18 protein-coding genes and 1 tRNA gene are annotated in these 20,804 nt (G+C 69.6%); 8 read left to right on the top strand and 11 right to left on the bottom strand.

All coding sequences use genetic code 11. From position 1 onward, the window contains the following. Positions 1–10 precede the first annotated feature (10 nt). A complete protein-coding gene (locus ACWDN5_RS35645; protein ID WP_449679374.1) occupies positions 11–427 on the top strand; it encodes a cupin domain-containing protein in 417 nt (138 codons plus the stop codon). Here ACWDN5_RS35645 and ACWDN5_RS35640 read toward each other — a convergent pair whose 3' ends face one another. Next, positions 428–580, bottom strand: coding sequence for a hypothetical protein (locus ACWDN5_RS35640; RefSeq protein ID WP_449679373.1), 153 nt, complete (start codon positions 578–580; stop codon positions 428–430). Between the two features lie 185 nt (positions 581–765). Between ACWDN5_RS35640 and ACWDN5_RS35635 the strand changes: the two genes are divergently transcribed. After that, positions 766–5,073, top strand: a complete 4,308-nt coding sequence (locus ACWDN5_RS35635; RefSeq protein ID WP_449679372.1) for a wHTH domain-containing protein — start codon at positions 766–768, stop codon at positions 5,071–5,073. Between the two features lie 90 nt (positions 5,074–5,163). Here the strand turns inward: ACWDN5_RS35635 and ACWDN5_RS35630 are convergent, their stop codons facing one another. Beyond that, a complete protein-coding gene (locus ACWDN5_RS35630; protein ID WP_449679371.1) occupies positions 5,164–5,628 on the bottom strand; it encodes a MarR family winged helix-turn-helix transcriptional regulator in 465 nt (154 codons plus the stop codon). Positions 5,629–5,753: 125 nt separating this feature from the next. Between ACWDN5_RS35630 and ACWDN5_RS35625 the strand changes: the two genes are divergently transcribed. Then, positions 5,754–6,248 carry a carboxymuconolactone decarboxylase family protein gene (locus tag ACWDN5_RS35625; protein ID WP_449679370.1) on the top strand — a complete coding sequence of 165 codons (495 nt, stop codon included), beginning with the start codon at positions 5,754–5,756 and terminating at the stop codon, positions 6,246–6,248. A 43-nt stretch (positions 6,249–6,291) separates the two neighbouring features. Here the strand turns inward: ACWDN5_RS35625 and ACWDN5_RS35620 are convergent, their stop codons facing one another. Continuing rightward, on the bottom strand, positions 6,292–7,158 hold the full coding sequence (locus tag ACWDN5_RS35620) for a hypothetical protein (protein ID WP_449679369.1): 867 nt from the start codon (positions 7,156–7,158) through the stop codon (positions 6,292–6,294). Between the two features lie 28 nt (positions 7,159–7,186). Beyond that, the gene (locus ACWDN5_RS35615; RefSeq protein ID WP_449679368.1) at positions 7,187–7,651 is read right to left on the bottom strand and encodes a hypothetical protein; all 465 of its coding nucleotides are present in this window, start codon (positions 7,649–7,651) and stop codon (positions 7,187–7,189) included. Between the two features lie 142 nt (positions 7,652–7,793). Between ACWDN5_RS35615 and ACWDN5_RS35610 the strand changes: the two genes are divergently transcribed. Further along, positions 7,794–9,254, top strand: a complete 1,461-nt coding sequence (locus tag ACWDN5_RS35610; protein ID WP_449679367.1) for an MFS transporter — start codon at positions 7,794–7,796, stop codon at positions 9,252–9,254. A gap of 217 nt (positions 9,255–9,471) precedes the next feature. Here the strand turns inward: ACWDN5_RS35610 and ACWDN5_RS35605 are convergent. From ACWDN5_RS35605 to ACWDN5_RS35595, 3 genes are all read right to left on the bottom strand, one after another. Beyond that, a tRNA-Val gene (locus tag ACWDN5_RS35605) sits at positions 9,472–9,546 on the bottom strand. Positions 9,547–9,587: 41 nt separating this feature from the next. Next, positions 9,588–10,052, bottom strand: a complete 465-nt coding sequence (locus ACWDN5_RS35600) for a peroxiredoxin (protein ID WP_310974256.1) — start codon at positions 10,050–10,052, stop codon at positions 9,588–9,590. Positions 10,053–10,125: 73 nt separating this feature from the next. Then, positions 10,126–10,557: a DUF3052 domain-containing protein gene (locus ACWDN5_RS35595; protein ID WP_003084504.1), complete on the bottom strand. Its 432-nt coding sequence runs from the start codon at positions 10,555–10,557 to the stop codon at positions 10,126–10,128. Between the two features lie 417 nt (positions 10,558–10,974). Here ACWDN5_RS35595 and aceE point away from each other — a divergent pair, with 417 nt between their 5' ends. Both aceE and ACWDN5_RS35585 read left to right on the top strand, forming a co-directional pair. Then, entirely contained in the window at positions 10,975–13,770 is a 2,796-nt protein-coding gene (gene aceE / locus ACWDN5_RS35590; RefSeq protein WP_449679366.1) for a pyruvate dehydrogenase (acetyl-transferring), homodimeric type, read from the top strand. 74 nt (positions 13,771–13,844) lie between these two features. Beyond that, positions 13,845–15,056: an alpha-hydroxy acid oxidase gene (locus ACWDN5_RS35585; protein WP_449679381.1), complete on the top strand. Its 1,212-nt coding sequence runs from the start codon at positions 13,845–13,847 to the stop codon at positions 15,054–15,056. Here the strand turns inward: ACWDN5_RS35585 and ACWDN5_RS35580 are convergent. After that, on the bottom strand, positions 15,053–15,796 hold the full coding sequence (locus ACWDN5_RS35580) for an SDR family oxidoreductase (protein WP_310974261.1): 744 nt from the start codon (positions 15,794–15,796) through the stop codon (positions 15,053–15,055). The two genes, ACWDN5_RS35585 and ACWDN5_RS35580, sit on opposite strands and share 4 nt — an antisense overlap. A gap of 82 nt (positions 15,797–15,878) precedes the next feature. Between ACWDN5_RS35580 and ACWDN5_RS35575 the strand changes: the two genes are divergently transcribed. Continuing rightward, positions 15,879–16,469 (top strand): TetR/AcrR family transcriptional regulator, encoded by a 591-nt coding sequence (locus ACWDN5_RS35575; protein WP_310974263.1) that lies wholly within the window; start codon positions 15,879–15,881, stop codon positions 16,467–16,469. A 118-nt stretch (positions 16,470–16,587) separates the two neighbouring features. Continuing rightward, positions 16,588–18,198 carry an L-lactate permease gene (locus ACWDN5_RS35570; protein WP_449679365.1) on the top strand — a complete coding sequence of 537 codons (1,611 nt, stop codon included), beginning with the start codon at positions 16,588–16,590 and terminating at the stop codon, positions 18,196–18,198. Here the strand turns inward: ACWDN5_RS35570 and ACWDN5_RS35565 are convergent. The 3 genes from ACWDN5_RS35565 to ACWDN5_RS35555 form a co-directional block, all read right to left on the bottom strand. Next, positions 18,179–18,817, bottom strand: a complete 639-nt coding sequence (locus tag ACWDN5_RS35565; protein ID WP_449679364.1) for a nicotinamide mononucleotide transporter family protein — start codon at positions 18,815–18,817, stop codon at positions 18,179–18,181. The genes ACWDN5_RS35570 and ACWDN5_RS35565 overlap by 20 nt on opposite strands. Positions 18,818–18,871: 54 nt before the next feature. Further along, positions 18,872–19,576, bottom strand: a complete 705-nt coding sequence (locus tag ACWDN5_RS35560) for an MOSC domain-containing protein (RefSeq protein WP_449679363.1) — start codon at positions 19,574–19,576, stop codon at positions 18,872–18,874. Between the two features lie 152 nt (positions 19,577–19,728). Next, positions 19,729–20,505, bottom strand: coding sequence for a mechanosensitive ion channel family protein (locus ACWDN5_RS35555; RefSeq protein ID WP_310974269.1), 777 nt, complete (start codon positions 20,503–20,505; stop codon positions 19,729–19,731). Positions 20,506–20,804 lie beyond the last annotated feature (299 nt).

The raw sequence follows: 20,804 nt of genomic DNA, 5'->3' as shown, positions 1-20,804 counted from the left end.
GTTTGGGCCGATGCGCAAGCCGATCGCCGTAGTCACGGCCGCCCTCGCCGCGGCCCTGGTCCTGCCCGCCACCGCCTCCGCGACGCCCGGCAGCGGCGTCGCCGGCACGATCCTGGCCCAGAAGACCATCGGCCACACCGATTACACGCTGCGGGAGATCACCATCCAGCCGGGCGGCTACACGGGCTGGCACTTCCACGACGGCACGCTCTACGCGTACGTCAAGGCGGGCACGTTGACGCACAACCTGGCCGACTGCAGCATCGACGGCGTCTTCGGCACCGGTCGCGCGTTCACCGAGAAGCCGGACCAGGTGCACATCGGCCGCAACCTCGGGTCGACGCCGCTGGTGCTGGAGGTGCTGTACGTGCTCCCGAAGGGCAGCCCGCTGTCGGAGGACGCCCCGAACACGGGCTGCGGCTTCTAGTCAGCGGTTGCGCCACTCGTCACGAAGGGCACGCAGGGCCCGGACGACGGGGATCAGCGCCCGCAGGAACAGCGCCACGGCGGCCGGCAGCCGGGCCGCCGTCTGCAGCACCACGACGATCGCGCCCAGCGCCGCCAAGATTCCGGTAACCATCTTCGTCTCCCGCTCGACTCTTCGGTGATGGCCACGGTGTCCCGGCCATCCCGCAGATCGAATCGACCATCCGGAAACCGGTCAGCTCGAAAGGGCGGGTGAAGGCGGCTTTACCCTGGTCGACGCCCACGAACCGAAGTACCGGTCCGGTACCGACCGACGTGCGGCCCGACCGGAGGCGATGGATGGCGAAGCACAGCAGGCTGGTGGAGCGGCTCCGCGCGCTCAGGGAGCTTTCCGGCCTCACCAACGTGAAGATCGCCGAGCGGTCGAAGACCTACGTCGCTCCCGGGACAGCGAAGCACCACCCGCTGAACGACCGGAGCGTCGGCGACTGGCTGCGCGGCGACCACGTGCCGTCCGAAGAAGGCCTGAGAGTCCTGGTGGGGGTCATGCAGGTGGCGGCGGCCGACCGACGGCCGCCGATCGAGCGACCGGATCCGGAGCTCATGAAGGGCGTCGCGGAAGGCAACTGGCTGGATTGGCTGGCGGAGGCGCGAGAACGCGACGGGCGGCGTCCGGCCCCGCCTGAAGACGGATCGAGGTGGGAAGGGGTCGTCCGCGCGGCGAAGATCTGGCCGGACGCCGAGGGTGCGGCGGAGCTGCGAGAGCAGGCGTTAGCCGCCTTGCGGCAGCTGGAGGGCGAGCGCCGCAAGGCAGTGGAAGCGGCACTGGCCGACGACCCGTGGCTCGACGAGGAGCTGCCGGAGCGGACGGTGCGGCGAGTCAGTGAGCTCGTCGGGTACCTCTCCGGTGCTCCGCTCGAGTTCTCCGCGGTGGAGGCGTTCCTGCTCACGGTCGCGCCGCTGCTCTACCACACCCGCTGGGCGCAGACCGCCGTCGAAGCGCAGTCCCGCGTCGACCCGATGCGGCTGGAACGCCACCCCGACCGTGAAGGGGAGCCCGACTTCGAATTCTTCCTGGGCGGTGGTCAGCAGCAGCGCCTCGTCGAGCGAGCCCGGCACCTCCCGGAGCAGAATCCCGACCGCCGGGCGATCTGCTGGTGGCTGTTCCACCGGTGGCTCGACCAGAGCGCGGCCGGGCAGGCCCCGGCCGTCGAGCAACTGTCACTGGGGCTGGAATCGCCGCAGGCCACGTCGCTCGAACAGCAGCTGAAGCAGATCTTGCAGGTGTTCCGCCTGTCCCCCGGTGAGCTGAAGGAATGGCGTTCGCGCGACCAGGCGGAGGAATGGCCGGGTGGTCAGCGGCTGCGAGTCCGGCTCGTCGCTCTCGTCCTGGGACTCGCCCACACCATGGCCATCGAGCCGGGCTCGTTGTCCAGCACGCTCGTCGAGCACCTGGGCATCGACCACCAGGTGGAGCTGGCGGACCTTCGCCGCACTCTGTGCGGAAGCAGCTGGGTACGCACTTCGACGGCACTGAGGCTGGACGCCGAGTGCCGGCACGAAGCGGTGTACGAGGTGCTCACCGAGCACGTGACGCGCATGTCGGAGGTGCTCCGTACCGCTCGCGAGGTGGCAGCGCACGAAACGGCGGTAGCGCCGCTGCTGCCATTGCCGGGACGGGCCTCGGACGAAGACGTCAGGCCCGCGAGAAGGGCTGACGGACGGCTCGGGTTCGTGATCCCGACCACGAAGTTCAGGCTCGACGAGACCCGCGTGCGCGAGCTGCTCATGGGAGAGCAGCTCTACCGGGACCGGTCGCTGGCCATCCGCGAGCTGTACCAGAACGCGCTAGACGCCTGCCGATACCGCCAGGCCTGGCACCAATACCTCGTCGCTCGGAGCGGCGGGCCGCGGAACCTGCCGTGGCCGGGGAAGATCCGGTTCCGGCAGTGGGAGGAGGGCGGTCAGCACTTCTTGAGCTGCCACGACAACGGGGTCGGAATGGGCGAGGCCGAGCTGCGCGAGGTGTTTTCGCAGGCGGGGATCCGGTTCGCGGACCGGCGCGAGTTCGCGGTGGAACGCGCCCGGTGGAAGAGCGAGGGCGTCCACATCCATCCCAATAGCCGGTTCGGCATCGGGGTGATGAGCTACTTCATGCTCGCCGACCGGATCGAAGTCACGACCCGCCGGCTGAACCTGGTCGGAGACCCCCTGCCGCTGGTCAAGGTCGTCATCGCGGGGCCGGGCCATCTGTTCCGCGTCGACCGGCTCACCGGTCCAGACGACGACGGCCGCGGGCCGGGCACGGAGGTCAAACTCCACTTGCGGGACGGGGCGAGCGCGCCGTCCTGCGTCGCGACCTTGCGCGCGTTGCTGGGCATCGCGGAATTCGAAACCACGGCTCAGTACGGCGAGGAAGAAACGGAGTACTGGCACCCGTTCCAGTTCGAACCGCGTCGCCGGCACCCCGCACGGGAGGACAGCATCGAAGCGTACGGACGGCTTCACCGGGCGGCGCCGTCCGAAAACGGCCAGGTCATCTGGTGCGAGCACGGAGGCGCCTTGCTCGTCGACGGCATCTACGTGCGTTGCGAGAACCAGCACGGAGTGCTCACGGCAACGGAGAGCAACACCGATCCGCGTGGCGCCGTGATCAATCTGACCGGTCGATATTCACCCAGGCTAAGCGTGGACAGGATGTCGGTTCTGCAGGATGTCTCCAAAGAGGCCGAGGTACTGCTGAACCAGGCCGCCGACGAGCTTCGACACTCCGGTTCTCTTCTTGAATATCAGTGGACTCTGGATATTGCCGAGAACAATCCGGGAATTGCCGATATCATCGCCAACGTGGCGATCACCGAAAGCATGCCGACGAGGATCGGTCAATACGACACCACCGCCGACGTGGCGGGGATCATGGCACTGGATCCTGAATTGGCACACGACACTTCCCTGAAAAGGGAGAGACGGGACTTCACGACCGTCGAGGTACCGCCCCACCTCTTGCTATGGCGGTTGCTGGCATTGAATTCAATCCACACCGAAAGCGCCGCAGGCCAGACATTGCTTCCGGCTCTCCCCTCAGATCAATCATTGATCAGATTGGTGCACTCCACGCGTTCCTTTGATGCATTCGAAGTGGAAGTCTTCCCGCCGTCGGTCTGGCGCGCTGCTTTCCATCTCGGAATCAGCCCGGCCAAGACCATGCGACGACTGGCAAAATTGGGTTTCTCTATAATCAAATGCGAAGAATTACCGCCGCCATCCGAAATCAGCTCGGCCGACATGGTGTTGATGAAGTCCGCACTCAAATCCGCCGACAGTCCACGACGCAGGCACCGCATCGACCTGCATGCCCAGGTGGTCATCGCCAGCGCTCAACTGGACATGTCCATGGCCCAGATCGCTCAGCGACTCGACGAGCTCGGCCTCGACGCTCCACGTATCGTTCCTCCGGGCCGCGCCGACGGCACGGATGTACGGCTGATCAGCAACTTCCGGGAAACGCCCTTCGAGCTGGGAAATGCCTGCCTGCGTCACGGAGAACCCGTGTCCGCCCTCTATGTTCTCCTGGCCGCCCGAGCGACCGGCTTGGAACCGCCGGAAGCCGCCAATCGGTTGCGGAGACTGGGACTCGACGTCCCTGACTTCGAGGTGACCATGGCAGACCTCGAAGCGCTCCCGTCTCAACTACGCGAGGCGATGGAGGAGGCCAAGGAGCACGGACACCGGCCGCGAACGAAAGACATCTGTCGTGATGCACTGAGGGCCGGCTGTCAACCGGGCGAGCTCGCCCGCACATTGGCACGTTTCGGAGTTCACCTCGATAAACAGCCACCTGAGCAACTGACTGCAACAGACGAGGAGTTGATCCCGTCGACATCCCCCTTGCTCTCCTTGCTCCCCGCGTCAACATTGCCCGATCAAATAGGTCCACGGGAATTTATCCAAGCTCTGCTGGACGTGAATCTGACGCCAGAAGAGGCGGTAACCCGGCTCGAAGCCATGGGCTTCGAGGTCTGCGAAGCCGCACGCCTCATGCCGGTACCGGACCCCGGAGATCGAACGGTACTGCAAGCGATCTCCCCTCACACTTCCCCGAGCGATCGCGCCACCACGGTGGACTTGCGTGAGTTCGCGGAGGCAGTGACGCAATCCGGTTACCGTTCCGCAGACGTGGCCCGACGGCTGGCCAGATTCGGACTCACGGCCGAGAGCTTTCCGGACGTCGACGGCCTGGACCCACAATTGATTCCGCCAGGCCTGTCCGCGCCGGCCGCGTCGGGGCAGAGCAAGGTTCCACTGCCACTGATTCTCAAACACGCCGCGGAAGAAAGAGTCGAGCCGATACAAATCGGCGCCTGTCTACGTTATCTTGGTTACTCCGTGCCGGAAATCGAGGAATTGCCTAGCAGAGATCTTGCATTGCTGTGCAAAGACATGGTTTCACTCCGGGAGATGCTCGATCTCTTCACACCGGTCACCTTGTCCGACTTGCTCAGAGCCGCCATTCGCGCCGAAATGCCGATTCGCGAAGCCGCTGCACGCTTCACGGAGCTCGGCTTCCACTTCGAGTTCTCCGACCTGGACGACGAACTACAGCGACTGTTTCCCCTGGTCCCCCGCGCGAGCAAGCCCGAGCGATGAACCGAACAGAATAAGCCGGGCTGCGCGTGCGGCCCGCCACGATTCCCGGCCGAGGCCCGCACCGACCCGGACTCCCGCGCCGGCCCTCGGTCAGCCCGCCAGCCACCCGGCGGCGTCCAGCCGGTACGCCGCCGGGCCCACGACCGCGCGCAAGTCGTTCTCCAGCGCGGCGATCCGCTCCGCCCCCACCACCCGAGCCCACTCCCCGCGCAGCTCGTCGAAGATTTCCGCGGACTTCCGGAGCGCATCGACGCCGTGGGCCGTCAGGCGGACGATCTTGCGGCGGGCGTCCGCCGGGTCGTCGGCGCGCTCGGCGTACCCGAGCGCCTCGAGCCGTTCCACCGTCTTGCCCGCCGCCTGCTTGGACACGCCCAGGCGGCGGCCGATCTCCGATGCCGTCGCGCCCTGGACGCCGATGGCCTGCATCGCGAAGCCGTACGACGGGCGCACGTCGGGGTGGCCGCGGCGGGCGAGCTCGGCGTGCAGGCGGTCGATGAGCGTGCGGAAACCACCGAAGAGCAGGAAGGGCAGCTCGTAGCCCGGCGTGTCCGTCATCGGACCTTGCCAAACTCGACAACCTGGTTTACGGTTTCGACAACCACGTTGTCGATCCTAACTCGGGAGACGCCTTGTTCGCCGATCACACCCCGGAGTCTGCACCCCCCGCCGCCCGCCCCGCGATGACGGCCACCGCGAAGAAGTTCGGCCGCGTGCCGTCCGCCGTCGCCCGGCTGGCGACCTCACCGGAACTGCTCAACGGATTCCTGAAGCTCAGCGCCATCTTCGAGACCACGACCCTGACGGCACTGGAACGCGAAGTGCTGATCATGACCGTGGCGGCGCGCAACGAGTGCCACCTCTGCGTGGCGATGCACACGGCCACGCTGACCCGCCTCAACGCGCCGGCGGAACTCGTGGCGGCGCTGCGGGCGGCAGCCTCGCTGCCGGACCCGCGGCTGGAGGCGCTGCGCGTCTTCGTCCACGCGGCGATGGACACGCGCGGCGAGGCGCCGGCCGAAGCGCTGGAGGCGTTCACCGGCGCCGGTTACACGGAGCGGAACGCCTTGGAGGTGGTGCTGGGCATCGGAACGTACACGCTGTCGACGTACGCGAACCGCCTCACCCGCGCCCCGCTCGACGAGGTCTTCGCCGAGCACGCCTGGCACGCGGCGTAAGGCCGTGAGGCCGCCCGGAGCAGGCGGCCCCACGGCCGGGAACTCAGCCCTTCGCCAGGGTGACGACCGTGGTGGTGTCGACCGAGACGTTGGTGTTGTAGTTCGGGTCGAGCGCGGTCGCCTGGGTGACGACCTCGGCCTGGCCCTTCTGGAACGGCGTGGTGCCCGTCGGGACCACGGTCGCCTTCCACGGCGCCGCCGTACCCGGCGTGCAGGCGACCTGCACCGAGTAGTTGCCGCGGATGATGACGTTGTGCTTGACCTGCGTCGCCGCCCCGCTCAAGGTGACCTTCGCCGGGCCGGTGCATTCGACGGTGCCGTGCAGGTACGCGTTGCCGTTGAGCGTGCTCGCGGTGCCGTCGGTGGCCACCTTGAGCCCGATCGCCAGCTCCGCCGGGGCCGGCGGGTTCGCGATGTGCACCTCACCGCGCAGGGCGGCCGTGCCCCCTTCGCAGTGCTGCTCGTAGGTGGCGTCGAGCGCCTGGACGTACCCGTGCGGCCCGAAGACGACGTTCTGCACGGTGAACGTCCCGGTCAGGGTGTTGCAGCCCCGGCCGTTGCCGCTCAGGTCCAGCCCCGGCGCGTTGGCACCCTGGAACGGGTAGCGCGTCGCCCCGTCGTAGGTGCCGGCGGTCAGGCCCGTGCCGCTGGGTGCGGCCAGGTCGAGCGTCCACCAGTCGCTGTTGAAGCCGCTGACGCTCACCGCGATGTGGTTGCGGTCCTCCGACGCGTTGACCGTGAGCCGGTCCTTCGCTTCGGTGGAGTAGGCGTAGGAACCGCCCCCGCTGATGTAGTCGCCTTCGTCCCCGCTGAACGACAGCGCTCCGGTGGCGACCGGCTGCGCCTGCGCCGGCACGGCCCCCAGGAGCACGGCCAGCACGGGCACCGCGACGACTACGGCTCGCTTCAAAAACCCTGAACCCTTCACAGGTTCCCCCTCAGGTGAGTTGGTCACTTGCCGACCTGCCTGTCGGCCGGACTCGATCACCCGTTACGCCCGAGGAGCGCTTTTTGCTTTTCGCACAACAAGATAGGGGTTCTGCGCGCGGATTTTGACAAAGCTTCCCGATCAGCGGGCACGACGACGGCCACCGGCGTCCCGCGGCGCCGGCGTTGACGAGCGCGCCGAGACCGCTGCCCGGGATCGGCTCGGTGAACGTCCCGCCGGTGAGCGTGATCGAGCCCGCGGCGGGCAGGTGCCTCGCCGCGCGCCGGGCGAGCGCGACCTGGCCGAGCAGCTTGGCGCGCAGGTCGTCGAGCACCTGCTCGTCGGTCGGCACGGCGAGCGGGCGCAGCAGGACGTTGGCGGCGCAGCACACGACGGCGTCCGCGGCGGTCGCGAACAGCGCATCGAGCGAGACGGGGTCGTTGAGGTCCGCGGCGAGCGGGGACGTCCGCGACACGGGAACGACCTCGTGGCGCGGTTCGAGCGCGGCGGCGACGGCTCGTCCGACGAGCCGGCCGCGAAAAAAGTTCCCGCGCCGTGTCCGGTCCCCCGTCCCGGCTCCGACCTCCCGGCAAACGAACCACGGAGAAGGAGCCGAAATGGAGAAGCCGGCCGGACGGCGGGAGTGGCTGGGCCTGGCGGTGCTCGTGCTGCCCACCCTGCTCGTCGCGATGGACATGACCTCGCTGTTCCTCGCCTTGCCGCAGCTGAGCGCGGACCTCGGCGCGAACAGCACCGAGCAGTTGTGGATCACCGACAGCTACGGCTTCGTCGTCGCCGGGTTCGTCATCACCATGGGCACGCTCGGCGACCGGATCGGGCGACGGCGCCTGCTGCTCGCCGGCGGCGGGGCCTTCGGGCTCCTCTCGATCGTCGCCGCGTTCTCGACCGGGCCGATCATGCTCATCGTCGTGCGCGGGGCGCTCGGGGTGGCCGGGGCGACGCTCATGCCGTCGACGCTCGCCCTGATCACGAACATGTTCCGCGACGAAAAGCAGCGCGGGAAGGCCGTTTCGATCTGGGCCACCTGCCAGTTCGCGGGCGGCGCGGCCGGCCCGGTGTTCGCCGGCTTCCTGCTCCAGCACTTCTCGTGGGGCTCGGTGTTCCTGGTCGCCGTTCCGGCCGTCGCCGTGCTGCTCGTCGCGGGCCCGTTCCTGCTGCCGGAGTTCCGCGCGCCGGCGTCCGGGCGGCTGGACCTGCCCGGCGTGGCGCTCTCGCTGACCGCCGTGCTGCTGATCGTGTTCGGCCTCAAGCAGCTGGCCACCGGCTCGCTGGTCCTGCCGCTCGCGGCGATCGCCGCCGGGGCGCTGCTGGGCGCCGTCTTCGCCCGCCGCCAGCTGACGACGTCGTCGCCGCTGCTGGACCTGCGGCTGTTCCGGAACCGCCCGTTCACCGCGGTGCTGGTGGCGCTGGTGTTCGCCGGCGTCGCGATGGCCGGCGTCGGGCTGCTGGTGACGCAGTACCTGCAGGGCGTCCTCGGGCATTCGCCGCTCGTCTCGGCCCTGCTGTTCGCTCCGATGGGCCTCGGCGTGGCGGCGGGCACGATGACGGCGCCGGCGTTGACCCGCTGGATGCCTCCGGCCACGGCGATCGCGGGCGGTCTCGCGGTGTCGGCGGCGGGCAGCCTGCTGCTGGTGGTCACCGACGGCCTGGTCCCGGTCGTGCTGGGCATCACGGTGCTGACGCTGGGCACGGGCCCGCTGTTCGCCCTCGGCATCGGCCTGGTGCTGGGCTCGGTCCCACCGGAGCGCGCGGGTTCGGCGGCCTCGATGGCCGACACCGGCAACTACCTCGGCGGCTCGCTGGGCCTGGCCCTGATCGGCCTGACGGCGGCAGCGGTGTACCGCGGCGTCTTCCCGGCGGGCACGACGCTCGCGGCGGACATCACCCGGCCGGCGCTGGCGGAGCAGGCGAAGGCGGCGTTCACGACAGCGCTCAACGTGACGGGCGTGATCGCGGCGGTGCTGTTCGCGGGGCTGGCGTTGCTGGTGACGACCATGCGCCGGACCGAGGCTGCGGACGCCGAGCCGGTCACGGTTGTGCCGGAAAATGCCGGATGACCAGGGCCGGAGCGCCTGCGTTGACGGCCGGCTGGGGCGGTCGGGTCACCGGCGGGCACGCGGGCCTTCGTGGCTCACCCGGCGGGCACCATCTCCTGGCCCGACGGGCGTTCGGCCTCCGTCGACGGCACCGTCCACGCGGTCAGCGGCTACCGCGAGACCTGACCTCGCGGAGATGACAACGGGGCCCTCGACGCGCTCGAGGGCCCCGTTTCGCTGGTGGGCGCAGCAGGGTTCGAACCTGCGACCGCTCGGGTGTAAGCCGAGTGCTCTTCCGCTGAGCTATGCGCCCTCACGGGGGCGGGCCGGTGCCGGACCGCCGCCGCGGGAAACTCAAGCTGCCAGTTCGGCCACGGCCTTCTTCCAGCCCTGCTGGTCGCGCGCGTCGCGGGGCCCGTTGACCTCGGCGAACCGGACGATGCCGGTCGAGTCGATCAGGAACGTGCCGCGGATCGCCAGGCCGGCTTCGGCGTTGAACACGCCGTACGCCTGGGCCACCTCGCCGTGCGGCCAGAAGTCCGAGAGCAGCGGGAACTGGTAGCCCTCCTTCTCGGCCCACGCCTTGAGCGAAAACGGCGTGTCGACCGAGACGCCCAGGACCTGGACGCCCTTGCCGTCGTAGTCCGCGAACTCGTCGCGGAGCTGGCAGAGCTCGCCGGTGCAGATGCCGCTGAACGCGAACGGGTAGAAGACCAGCAGCACCGGCTTGTCACCCCGGAAGGACGACAGCTGGACCGGCTGCATGTTGTAGTCCTTGAGCGTGAAGTCGGGGGCCTCAGAACCGACCGCGACAGTCATACCAGCGTTTCCTCTCCCGAACGGACACGTGCCTGCGACGACAACCCTATCGTGTCCGTCCGGCGGGACTTGTTCAGCGCTGCTTCGACTTCGACTTCGGCGACACCAGGCGGGTGCCGATCCAGTTCGGGCCGACACTGATGTTGGCGGTCTGGGCCAGGCCGACGGCGGGCACCGCTTCGGCGATTTCGCTCGGCTCGACGTGCCCGGGCTGTCCCGTCTTGGGGGTGAGCACCCAGATCACGCCGGTCTCCTCCAGGGGGCCCCTGGCGTCGATGAGCGCGTCGCCCAGGTCGCCGTCGTCCTCGCGCCACCAGAGCAGCACCACGTCGATGACCTCGTCGGCGTCCTCGTCGAGGATGTCCCCGCCGATCTGCTCCTCGATCGCCGCGCGGACGTCGTCGTCGACGTCCTCGTCCCAGCCGATCTCCTGGACCACCATCTCGGGCTTGATGCCGAGCCTCTCGGCGACGCTGCTCTGATCAGCGTCTCCCGCGGCGACCACTGCTTTCACTCCTCCAACTGCGACGGAGTGCGGCGTCCCCCAGCCCCTCGGAGGGTACGACGGCGCCACACTCGGCTACCCGGTTGCCGATAGCGAACACTGGTGAGGCTCCGCGCGCAACCGTCCACACCGGATCTTTGACAACTCGTGTCGCAGGATACGGCCCGCCACCGGCCGCCCGCGACGGCGTTTCGGGTGCCTGGCGCCCCCGGTCTGCCACCCCTCCGGGGGTCGTCCCCTAGGGTGGGGGAGAAGAAAACGCGCGCGCGATACACCGCGCGCAGGGAGTGGCTCGACCGGGCCGGTCTATGTTACCGCCAAGTAGCGGTGCGGAAGCCGGGACGGAAGACGACGATGGAGAGTCGTACACCCCCGCGTACGAGCACCACCGGCTACAACTTTTCGCAAGGAGACCCCTTGGCCCCGCAGAACGACGGCGCCTCCGGCAAGGAGACCCCGGCACGCGTACGCGTCATCCGTGACGGACTGGCGGCGCACCTGCCCGACATCGACCCGGAGGAGACCGCCGAGTGGCTGGACTCCTTCGACGAGGCCCTCGCGAGGGGCGGGCAGCAGCGAGCCAGGTACCTGATGCTGCGCATCCTCGAGCGCGCCCGGGAGCGGAACGTCGGCGTCCCGGCCCTGACCTCGACGGACTACGTCAACACGATCCCCACCGAGAACGAGCCCTGGTTCCCCGGTGACGAGGACATCGAGCGCCGCTACCGCGCCTGGATCCGCTGGAACGCCGCGATCATGGTGCACCGCGCGCAGCGTCCCGGCGTCGGCGTCGGCGGCCACATCTCGACCTACGCCTCCTCGGCCGCGCTCTACGAGGTGGGCTTCAACCACTTCTTCCGCGGCAAGGACCACTCCGGCGGCGGCGACCAGATCTACATCCAGGGCCACGCCTCCCCCGGCATCTACGCCCGCGCGTTCCTCGAAGGCCGCCTGAGCGAGTCGCAGCTCGACGGCTTCCGCCAGGAGTTCAGCCACGCCGGCGAGGGCGGCGGCCTGCCGTCGTACCCGCACCCGCGGCTGATGCCGGAGTTCTGGGAGAACCCGACGGTGTCGATGGGCCTCGGCCCGATGAACGCCATCTACCAGGCCCGGTTCAACCGCTACCTGCGCGACCGCGGCATCAAGAACACCGACGACCAGCACGTCTGGGCGTTCCTCGGCGACGGCGAGATGGACGAGGCCGAGTCCCGCGGCCTCATCCACGTCGCGGCCGGCGAGGGCCTCGACAACCTGACTTTCGTGATCAACTGCAACCTGCAGCGGCTCGACGGCCCGGTGCGCGGCAACGGCAAGATCATCCAGGAGCTGGAGTCGTACTTCCGCGGCGCCGGCTGGAACGTCATCAAGGTGATCTGGGGCCGCGAGTGGGACTCGCTGCTGCACGCCGACCGCGACGGCGCGCTGGTCAACCTGATGAACGTCACCCCCGACGGTGACTACCAGACGTACAAGGCCAACGACGGCGCCTTCGTCCGCGAGCACTTCTTCGGCCGCGACCCGCGGACGAAGGACCTGGTCAAGGACCTCTCGGACGCCGACATCTGGAACCTCAAGCGCGGCGGCCACGACTACCGCAAGGTGTACGCGGCGTACAAGTCGGCGCTGGAGCACCACGGCCAGCCGACGGTGATCCTGGCCCACACCATCAAGGGCTACGGCCTCGGCCCGGCGTTCGAGGGCCGCAACGCCACGCACCAGATGAAGAAGCTCACCCTCGACGACCTGAAGCTGTTCCGCGACTCGCAGCGGATCCCGATCAGCGACGAGGAGCTCGAGCGCAACCCGAAGCTGCCGCCGTACTACCACCCGGGCGCCAACTCGCCCGAGATCGAGTACATGATCGGCCGCCGCAAGGCGCTCGGCGGGTTCCTGCCGGAACGCCGTCCCAAGGCCGCCAAGGCCCTGGTGCTGCCCGGCGACAAGGTCTACGAGGGCATCCGGAAGGGCTCCGGCAAGCAGGAGGTCGCCACCACGATGGCGTTCGTCCGGCTGGTCCGCGAGCTGGCGAAGGACTCCGAGATCGGCAAGCGCGTCGTCCCGATCATCCCGGACGAGGCCCGCACCTTCGGCCTCGACTCGATGTTCCCGACGGCCAAGATCTACAACCCGCACGGCCAGACCTACACGTCGGTCGACGCGAGCCTGATGCTGGCCTACAAGGAGTCCGAGAAGGGCCAGCTACTGCACGAAGGCATCAACGAGGCCGGCTCGACGGCGTCGTTCACCGCCGTCGGCACGTCGTACGCGACGCACGGCGAGCCGATGATCCCGATCTACATCTTCTACTCGATGTTCGGGTTCCAGCGGACCGGTGACGGCCTGTACGCCGCCGCCGACCAGATGGCCCGCGGGTTCGTCCTCGGCGCCACCGCCGGCCGGACCACCCTCACGGGTGAGGGTCTGCAGCACGCGGACGGGCACTCGCTGCTGCTGGCGGCGACCAACCCGGCCGCGGTGGCCTACGACCCGGCGTGGTCGTTCGAGATCGCGCACATCGTCAAGGACGGCCTGCGCCGGATGTACGGCGAGACCGGCCCGGACGGCAACGGCGAGAACGTCTTCTACTACATGACGATCTACAACGAGCCGTATCAGCAGCCCGCCGAGCCGGAGGACCTCGACGTCGACGGCCTGCTCAAGGGTCTGTACAAGTACGCCGACGCGCCCGGAGGCGACGGTCCCGAGGTGCAGATCCTGGTCTCGGGCGTCACGATGCCGGACGCGCTGAAGGCGCAGAAGATGCTGGCCGAGGAGTGGGGCGTGCGGGCCGCGGTGTGGTCGGCCACGTCGTGGACCGAGCTGCGGCGCGAGGCCGTCGAGATCGACCACGACAACCTGCTCTACCCGGGCAGCGAGCCGCGCGTGCCGTACGTCACCGAGGCGCTCAAGGGCGCGAACGGGCCGGTCGTGGCGGTGTCGGACTGGATGCGCGCGGTACCGGACCTGATCCGCCCGTACGTCCCGACCGACATGCTGACGCTGGGCACGGACGGCTTCGGGTTCTCCGACACCCGGCCGGCGGCGCGGCGGAAGTTCCTGGTCGACGCCGAGTCGATCACCGTCGGGGCGCTGTCGATCCTGGCCAAGCGCGGCGAGGTCGACCAGGCGAAGGTCCTCGAAGCGGCCACGAAGTACCGGCTCGACGACATCGCGGCCGCCGGGCCGCAGACGTCGGATTCCGGGAACGCGTGACCTCCTGCTAGGTTCGGGACCCGGCAGACATCCGATGTCTGCCGGGTCCCGTGGCACGTAGGGAGTTGATGAAGGTGACGAAGCGCCGGTTGCCCAAGCCGAGCGAGCTGCAGCAGATCCTGCGGCCGAAGCCGATCGTGCTGAACCCGACGGACCGGCGGCTGGCGAACGCGCACACCATCGCCGACCTGCGGATGATCGCCCGCAAGCGCACCCCGCGGGCGGCGTTCGACTACACCGACGGCGCGGCCGAGTTCGAGGACAGCCTGCTGCGTGCCCGGCAGGCGTACCGGCGCATCGAGTTTCACCCGAACGTGCTGCGCGGGGTGTCCGATGTGGACACCACCCGCGAGATCCTCGGGAAGACGTCGGCGCTGCCGTTCGCCTTCGCCCCCACCGGGTTCACCCGGATGATGCAGCACGAGGGCGAACGCGCGGTGGCCCGCGTCGCCGAGCGCAACGGCATCCCGGTCGGGCTTTCGACGATGGCGACGACGTCGATCGAGGACCTCGCCGCGGCCGCGCCCGGCGCGCGCAAGTGGTTCCAGCTCTACGTCTGGCGCGACCACGGTGCCGGTGAAGATCTGATGAATCGGGCGTGGGCCGCGGGCTACGACACGCTCATGCTGACCGTGGACACCCCGGTCGCGGGCGCCCGGCTGCGGGACGTCCGCAACGGCCTGACCATCCCGCCGGCGCTGACCCTCAAGACGTTCCTCGACGGGGCGACCCACCCGGCGTGGTGGTTCAACCTGCTCACCACCGAGCCGCTGACGTTCGCGTCGCTCAACCAGTTCGGCGGCACCGTGGCCGAGCTGCTGAACAAGCTGTTCGACCCGACGCTGAACTACGACGACCTCGACTGGGTCCGGCAGACCTGGCCGGGCAAGCTCGTGGTCAAGGGCGTGCAGAACGTCGACGACGCCCGCGACGTCGTCAAGCACGGCGCGGACGCGGTGCTGCTCTCCAACCACGGCGGCCGCCAGCTCGACCGCGCCCCCACGCCCCTGGAACTGCTCCCGGCGGTGCTGGACGAGCTCCAGGGCGGCGCGGAGGTCTGGATCGACACGGGCATCCTGTCCGGCGGCGACATCGTGGCGGCGATCGCCCGCGGTGCGGACGCCGTCCTGATCGGCCGCGCGTTCCTGTACGGCCTGATGGCCGGCGGCGAACGCGGCGTCCAGCGCTGCGTCGACATCCTGCGGACCGAACTGGTCCGCACGATGCAGCTGCTCGGCGTCCGGACCCTGAAGGACCTGACGCCGAGCCACGCCACCCTGCGTTAGACCTGTGCCGCGCCGCCGTCGACGAAGAACTCGATGCCGTTGACGAAGCTCGACTCCTCGGAAGCCAGGAACAGCGCCGCGGCGGCGATCTCGGCCGGTTCCCCGACCCGGCCGAGCGGGACCTGCGCCGCGAGGTTGTCGAGCAAACCTTGCTGCTCGTCCTCGGCGACGAGGCCGAGCAGGCCGGGGGTGCGCGTGGGTCCCGGGGCCAGGACGTTGACCCGCGTCCCGGTCCCCTTGAGGTCGGTCGCCCAGCCGCGGGCGAAGTTGCGCACCGCCGCCTTCGTCGCCCCGTAGACGCTGAAGGCCGGGTCGACCCGGGTCGACGCCGTCGAGCCGGTGAGGATGATCGACGCGTTCGCGTTCAGCAGCGGCAGCGCCTTCTGGACGGTGAAGAGCACTCCCTTGACGTTCGTGGCGAAGGTCTTGTCGAACTGCTCCTCGGTGATCTCGCCCAGCGGGGCGAAGCTGCCACCGCCGGAGTTGGCCACCAGCACGTCCAGGCCGCGGCCGCGCTCGGCCACCGCGCGGTAGAGCGCGTCCAGGTCGGCCAAGTTCGCCGAGTCCGCCCGGATCGCCGTCACATCGCCCCCGATCTCGGCGACCGCCTCGTCGAGGACTTCCTTGCGGCGGCCGGTGATGAACACGTGCGCACCTTCGGCCGCGAAACGCTTCGCGATGGCGAGCCCGATGCCGGTGCCGCCGCCGGTCACGACCGCGGTCTTGTTCTCCAGGTTCACGCTGCTCCTCCAGTTCTTGACTATCTCGTCCAGAACGTACGCCGTTCTGGACGAGATAGTCAAGAATGGGTAGCCTGATCCCATGGCGAGACCCCGGAGCTTCGACGAGACAGCGGTCCTGCGCGCGGCCAGGGACCAGTTCTGGGAACACGGCTACGCCGGCACGAAGGTCGACGACATCGCCGCCGCGACCGGCCTCGGCAAGGGCAGCCTGTATGGCGCCTTCGGCGACAAGCACGCGCTCTACCTGCGCGTCTACGACTACTACTGCACCGAAGCGACCGACGGCGTACGACACCAGCTCGAAGGCCCCGACGACACCGCCCACCGGCGGCTGTGCGACCACGTGCGAGCCATCGCCGAGTCGGTCGTCGCCGACCGGGACCGCCGCGGCTGCCTGATGGCCAAGGGCGCGGCCGAATGCTCGGAGCACGACGAGGCCGTCGCCACGCGGACCGGGCGAGCGTTCCGCGCCCTGCAGGACTCCCTGACGGCGTGCATCACGGGCGCGCAGCGCGCGGGCGACATCGCCGCCGAGGCCGACCCCGCCCACCTCGCCGGACTGGTGCTGGCCGTCCTGCGCGGGCTCGAAGCCCTGGGCAAGGGCGGCGTCGGACCGGACGAGATCCGTGCGATCGCCGAGACCGCCCTGGCCGTGCTGCCGAAGCCGTGAAGCACTGACCCGTTGGGCCAACTGGTCTCAACTTCTTGACGGACCGCCTGGTTTGTGACGAAGATCTCGGGCACCCGCCGAAAGGCCGTTTTCGCATCGTGGAAAACGGAGGTCGCCCGTGTTCGTCCAGGATCTGACTCCGCTGGGTTCGCTGGGCCTGTCCGCGCTGGTCGCCGTGCTGCCGCTCGCCACCGTCCTCGTGCTGCTCGGGGCCGTGCGGATGCGAGCCCACCACGCCGCCCTCATCGGCTTGCTCGTCGCCCTCGTCGTCGGCGTCGCCGCGTACGGGATGCCGGTCGTGCAGGCCGTCTCCGGGGCGCTCGAAGGCGCCGCGTTCGGGTTGTGGCCGATCATGTGGATCGTCGTCAACGCGCTGTGGATCTACCGGCTCACCGTGCGGACCGGGCACTTCGACGTCCTGCGCCGCTCGTTCGGCCGGATCTCCGACGACCCGCGCATCCAGGCGCTGATCATCGCCTTCTGCTTCGGCGCGCTGATGGAAGCCCTCGCCGGGTTCGGCGCGCCGGTCGCGATCAGCGCCGTGATGCTCGTCGCCGTCGGCTTCCACCCGGTCAAGGCCGCCGTCGTCGCGCTGGTCGCCAACACCGCGCCGGTCGCGTTCGGCGCCATGGGCACCCCGGTCGTCACCCTCGCCCAGGTCACCGGCCTGCCGCTGCAGGACGTCTCGTCGATCGTCGGGCGGCAGACGCCGCTGCTCGCGCTGGTCGTGCCGCTGCTGCTGGTGATCATCGTCGACGGCAAGCGCGGCCTGAAGGACACCTGGCTGCCCGCGCTCGTCTGCGGGGTCGCGTTCGGGCTCGTGCAGTTCCTCGCCTCGAACTACGTGTCCCCGCAGCTGGCCGACATCGGCGCGGCGCTGGCCGGCGCGGCCGCGCTGGTCGCCCTCCCCCAGACCCGGCGCCCGGTGCCCGAAGCCGTCCGGATCGGCACCGGCGGCACGGCGACCGCCGAAGCGCCGCCGGAGGACGCGCGCGGCGACGTCGTCAAGGCGTACCTGCCGTACCTGCTCATCATCGTGATCTTCTCGGTCGCGGTGCTGCCGCCGGTCAAGCGGCTGCTGGACAAGGCGACCTGGAAGTTCCAATGGCCCGGGCTGAACGTCGCCGGGCCGAACGGGAAACCGGTGTCCGGCAACACGTTCTCGCTGCCGTTCCTCAACACCGGCGGGACACTGGTGCTGCTGGCGGGCGTCATCACGGCGGCGCTGCTGGCCGTTTCGGCGAGCGACACCGCGCGGGAGTGGCTGGCCACGGTCAAGGAGCTGCGGTTCGCGATCCTCACCGTCACCGGCGTGCTCGCGCTGGCCTACGTGATGAACCTGTCCGGCCAGACGACCACGATCGGCACGTTCATCGCCGCCGCGGGCGCCGGGCTGGCGTTCCTCTCCCCGGTGCTGGGCTGGTTCGGCGTCGCCGTCTCGGGGTCCGACACCTCGGCGAACGCGCTGTTCGGCGCCCTGCAGGTGACGGCGGCGCACCAGACGGGCCTGCCCGCGGACCTGCTGGCCGCGGCCAACAGCTCCGGCGGCGTCCTCGGCAAGATGGTGTCGCCGCAGAACCTCACCATCGCCTGCGTGGCGGCGAACCTGCCCGGCGAAGAGGGGAAACTGCTGCGGAAGGTGCTGCCGTGGAGCGTCGGGCTGCTGCTGGTGATGTGCCTGATCGTCCTGGGTCAGAGCACCGCGGTGCTCAGCTGGATGCTGCCGTGACCCCGGGCCGGGCGGCGACGCGCTGGGCGGAGCGGTTCCAGCTCCACCAGCCGTGCACGACCAGGCCGGCGAACACGATGTAGATCGCGGCGGAGAAGTAGAGCCCGGAGGAGATCTGCAGCGGGACGCCGATGGCGTCGACGGCCAGCCAGACCAGCCAGAACTCGACCAGCCCGAGCCCCTGCGCCCCGAAGGCGACGAGGGTGCCGACGAAGATGGCGGCGTCCGGCCAGGGCGCCCAGGACGCGTTCAGGGCGTCGAGGACCAGCGCCATCACGGTGGTGCCGACGGCGAAGGCGCCGATCATGGCCAGCCGTTCGGCGAGCCGGCCCTTGCGGACGACGACGCCGAACACCGGGTCCTGGCGGCGCGTCCAGGCCCACCAGCCGTAGACGGAGATGGCGAGGATGGCGACCTGCCGCGCGGCGAGCCCGCCGAGGTGCGCGGAGACGTAGACGGCGAACAGCAGCACGGTGGCCCCGACCTGCACCGGCCACGTCCACAGGGTGCGACGCTGCGCGAGGAACACGACGGCGAGCGCGAACACCTGCCCGGCGAGCTCCGCGATCGAAATCCACTGGCCGAGCACGGTGATCCCGTGGTGCAGCAGGAAGTCCACGTCACGCCCCTTTCGTCCTACCGCTCCCAACATGCTCGCCGGCGGGCGAATTCCCTAGGGAGTGTGAGGGGCGAGACATCCCACGGACTGGACGTCCCCGACGCGCAGCGTGCCGCCGCGGACGACCCGGGCGTGCACGCCGAGCGTCATGCCGTTCGCGCCGGTGATCGTCTTGAGCAGCCCGGGCACGGCCGGGAGCCCGTCCCAGGGCAGGTCGACCATCACGCAGCGGACGGCCTTGCGCAGGATTTCCAGCTCGACCTCGCCGATCCGGACGTGCCGCCCCAGCCAGGCCTCTTCGGCGAGCTCCGGCGCCGGGCCGGTGTCGAGCAGGATGTTGGGCCGCAGCCGCCGCGCGTCGATCCCGGCGCCGGGAGCGCGCTCGGCCAGCCAGGCCAGCGACGACGTCGTCAGCAGGTGGACGGCGGCCTCGTCGTGGTGCGGGACGTCCGCTTCCTTCGTCAGCGCGACGCCGGGCCGGCCGAGGGCGGCCGCGATGTCGGCGTCGCCCCGGGCGGTGCGGCCGTCCGGCAGGGTCACGACCGGGACGTCACCGTCGTAGCGGGCGGCGAAGGTGTTCAGGCCGGGCATCCGCCGGAAACGGCGGGTGTTCTTGCCGCTGCCGAACTTGCCGTCCGGATCACGGACCGCGTACAGGCGGTCGCCGTCGAGGCCGCGTTCGCCGACCTTCGCCTCGGCCAGGCGTTCGCCGGCCATCGACTTCACCGGATAGCGCGACAGCGCCGCGACGACCCCCATGCCGTGAGGGTAACGGGCACCGCGGGATGTCCCGAATGAGTCATTCGCGGCTTCGCAGGTCCCGAATGAGTCATTCGCGACTTCGGAGCGCGGCGCGGGCCCGGCGGCATCCCCGTCCGCCGGGCCCGCGCCACTCCCCCGCGATCCTTCGATCAGACCTGCGGGCGCGGGGTGCCCACCGGCGGCGTCGGGGTGCTGTCCACGCCGACCGCCGCGCGCGGGGCGGCCGGGCCGGTGCCCATCTCGCCCGTGCGCTGGGCCGGGGTCTCCAGCTGGTGCTCCATGTTCGCCATCCAGCCGCGCCAGCGGTCCTGGGCCGGCTTGATCAGGCCGCCGCCGAAGCCGACCACGATCACGCCGCCGATCGTCGCCAGCACCGCGATCAGCACCGGGCCGGTGATCGCCGTCGCGATGTTCACCTGTCCGAGGGCCGCGATGATGCCGAACGCCATGATCAGCCAATAGGCCCCCAGCGACAGCGGGCGGGCCGCGCCCCGGCCGGACAGCGCGGACGCGACGACGTCACGCACCACCTTCGCGATCGCCGCGGCCACCACCACGAGCACCAGCGCCACCACGATCCGCGGCAGGAACGCGATGATGTCGTTGAGCAGCTGGCTCACCGGGTTGGTCGGCCCGAACACGCCGAACGCCAGCTGCAGCGCGATCAGCAGAATGAAGTAGTAGACCAATTTGACCAGGATCCCGGTCGCGTCGATCTTCTGCTGGCCGACCTTTCCGCTCAGCCCGGTCCGCTCGACCAGTTTCCCGAAACCGGCTTTCCCGAGCACGAGCGCCAGCCCTTTCGAGACGGCTTTCGCGATCAACCAGCCGATCAGCAGGATGATCAGGAATCCCACGAGTTTCGGGACGAACGTGGCCACCATGGCCCACGCCTGCCCGAGCCCGTCCTTCAGTTGCTCGCCCATACCGACTCCCTCCACGGATTTGCACCGGATCGTCGATCAAGTACCCAGGGGCGGCAACTCGTGCGCCCCACGATCGAGTGAGACGACTGGCGCGCGAAGATCACCCGTGGCCATACTGGTTCTACCGGTGGGGACCGGGGAGACGAGGCCGTCCGGCGCAGCGTAAACCGCAAGCGCCGGGCGGCCTCGAGCATTTGGCGCACACGCCCCCGCAACCGGACGAATCCGGCCCCGGGAGCGCGAGGCCGGCACCGATGTCGCGAATGACTCATTCGGGACGTCAGAGGTCCCGAATGAGT

The organism is Amycolatopsis sp. NPDC003731, from assembly GCF_053586895.1.
The sequence above is the reverse complement of the archived record's forward strand: the minus strand, read 5'-3'. Positions and strand labels throughout refer to the sequence as shown.